This window comes from Oleiphilus sp. HI0132 (genome assembly GCF_001635845.1).
In genome coordinates, this window is the sequence record NZ_LWGJ01001524.1 from 1 (window position 1) to 2,140 (window position 2,140).

A 2,140-nucleotide genomic window follows, 5' to 3' on the forward strand; every position below is an offset into this window, starting at 1 on the left:
AGCAGCTTCTTTTTGGTGAAAAGAGTCAATTGCTTGTAGATCCTAGTGAGGAGCGTTTGAAGAACGAGTTTACTGGTGTTAAACGAACTTATATTCCAATGAATGCGATCGTCAGAATTGATGAGGTTGAGCAAGAAGGCACGCCCAAGATCTCTGGAAGCCGCAGTTCTGTTGCCAGTTTTCCTTCGGGTGGGCGACCAGACAAGTCGTAGATCCTTCTGCCCGCGTTACTTATTATCAGAATAAAAAGCCAGGAGAATGACCATGTTATTTATTAGTCCATTATATGCTTCATTGTTAGTGATCCTTATCGTGTTTCTAGCTTATCGGGTGACAACCTTTCGTAGAGATGAGGGAATATCCATTGGTGATGATACTGGCTCAAAAGCAATGAAGAGCGCTGTGCGAGCGCATGCTAATGCAGTAGAGAATATACCTGTAGGGATTGCTTTACTGCTAATGCTCGAGTTAAACCACTTAACACCCTGGCTTATACATGTGTTCGGACTGACGCTACTATTGTCTCGTATTGCACATGCTTATGGCTTATCGAAGAAGAATGGTCCGACTAAAGGTCGTTTTTACGGTACTTTGTTTACATGGTTGTGCTTGCTGGCAATGGCCGTTGTTAATATTCTAATTTTAGTCACTCGATAAGACATGACACCAGAACGTTACCAAAAACTAAAGCGCACGTTAGACCTCAGACAGCCAGATTTAACGCTACTGACAGAACAGATTCATAAGCCGAGAAACATTGCTGCACTGGTTCGAACCAGCGATGCGGTCGGTATCCAAGAACTAAATATGGTATGGCCCTGGGATAAGCATCGCCCTTATAGTGGTACGGCAATGGGCAGTGATCGTTGGGTGGATATTGTTCGACATGAGTCAATGCCAGAGGCGATTGATACCCTGCATGAAAAGGACTATAAGGTTTATGCTGCGCATCTGTCTGATAGCGCAATTGATTATAGGGATGTTGACTATACTAAGCCTTGCGCGATTCTATTAGGTAATGAAAAGAAGGGCGTCAGTGATATCGCAGCGGCCAAGGTGGATCAGCATATTGTGATTCCGATGCTTGGTATGGTGGAGTCATTTAACGTATCGGTTGCCGCAGCCATTATTCTCGCTGAAGCGCAAAGGCAGCGGTCCTTGGCTGGGTCTTATGATCAGGTTCGTTTAGATGGTAAAACCTATCAGGAAACTTTCTTTCGCTGGGCGCACCCTAAAGTCGCTAGCTATTGCCACCAGAACAAACTTCCATATCCCGAAGTTAGTGAAGAGGACGGTGAGATAATAAACCCCTCACAATGGTATGCGAGTATCAGAGCTAAGCGTGATTCTGCTTCAGAATAAACTTTGAGCGATAAAAGCTCACTAGAACAAGACTCTCTCCTATGTTGAAAGCTATCTTTAGCCTTGCTGGCCCATTGGTAATAGGGCAAATCTCATTTGCTTTAATGGGTTTGATCGATACGCTATTGATGGGGCGTTTAGGGGTTGATGTGCTTGCTGGTGGTGGTTTGGGCGCAGTTGTATATCAATTCTTTTACATCGTTGGTATTGGTGCTTTAGTCGCTACGGCTAATATGGTTGCTTTTGCTAAGGGCAGTGGTAATCAAAGTGAAATCCACCGTGCAGTCTTGTCTGGTAGCTTATTGGTGGTGATTCTTTTTGTCGTCTTTGCTTTTGGCTTGGTTAATATCTCGCCTGTCTTACTTTTCTTTGGCCAGCTGTCTGAGCTGGTTTTTTTTGCTCAATCATATTTAGATCTTGTTTTATGGGCATTGTTGCCAGCATTTGGTTTTATCTTGATGCGCAGTTTGGTTGTTGGCTTAGGTAATTCAAGGCTTATTCTTCCTATTAGCCTAATAGCAGCCGTTTCAAATTACCCGGTTAGTCTGGTGTTGATGGAAGGCTATTTGGGTTTTCCAAAAATGGGCCTGGAAGGCATAGCCTTAGGAACCTGTATTATTTCCTGGGCGATGTTTCTGGGATTGGTGTTTTTGAGTTATCGACGCGATGAATTTAAGGGATTTCCTTTTTGGAAGGGCTGGCAAAACTTTTCTCTTTCGCAATTTCTTGAAACGCTAAGGCTTGGATTACCTATCGCTTTGGCCCATGCAATGGAGGT

4 protein-coding genes are annotated in these 2,140 nt (G+C 43.9%); all 4 read left to right on the forward strand.

Annotated features, from left to right (window positions below; translation table 11 throughout):
• On the forward strand, nucleotides 1-212 hold a 212-nt coding region (locus A3766_RS23515), incomplete at its 5' end, for a DUF1820 family protein (protein WP_156509078.1).
• A gap of 52 nt (nucleotides 213-264) precedes the next feature.
• The gene (locus tag A3766_RS23520) at nucleotides 265-657 is read left to right on the forward strand and encodes an MAPEG family protein (protein WP_068507986.1); all 393 of its coding nucleotides are present in this window, start codon (nucleotides 265-267) and stop codon (nucleotides 655-657) included.
• A 3-nt stretch (nucleotides 658-660) separates the two neighbouring features.
• Nucleotides 661-1,362 carry a tRNA (guanosine(18)-2'-O)-methyltransferase TrmH gene (trmH, locus tag A3766_RS23525; RefSeq protein ID WP_068507934.1) on the forward strand — a complete coding sequence of 234 codons (702 nt, stop codon included), beginning with the start codon at nucleotides 661-663 and terminating at the stop codon, nucleotides 1,360-1,362.
• Nucleotides 1,363-1,403: 41 nt separating this feature from the next.
• The coding region (locus A3766_RS23530; protein WP_255375788.1) for an MATE family efflux transporter at nucleotides 1,404-2,140 on the forward strand (737 nt) is incomplete at its 3' end.

Coding starts and splice junctions, on each gene's coding strand:
- A3766_RS23520 (WP_068507986.1), top strand. CDS start 265: ATGTTATTTATTAGTCCATTATATGCTTCATTGTTAGTGATCCTTATC.
- trmH (WP_068507934.1), top strand. CDS start 661: ATGACACCAGAACGTTACCAAAAACTAAAGCGCACGTTAGACCTCAGA.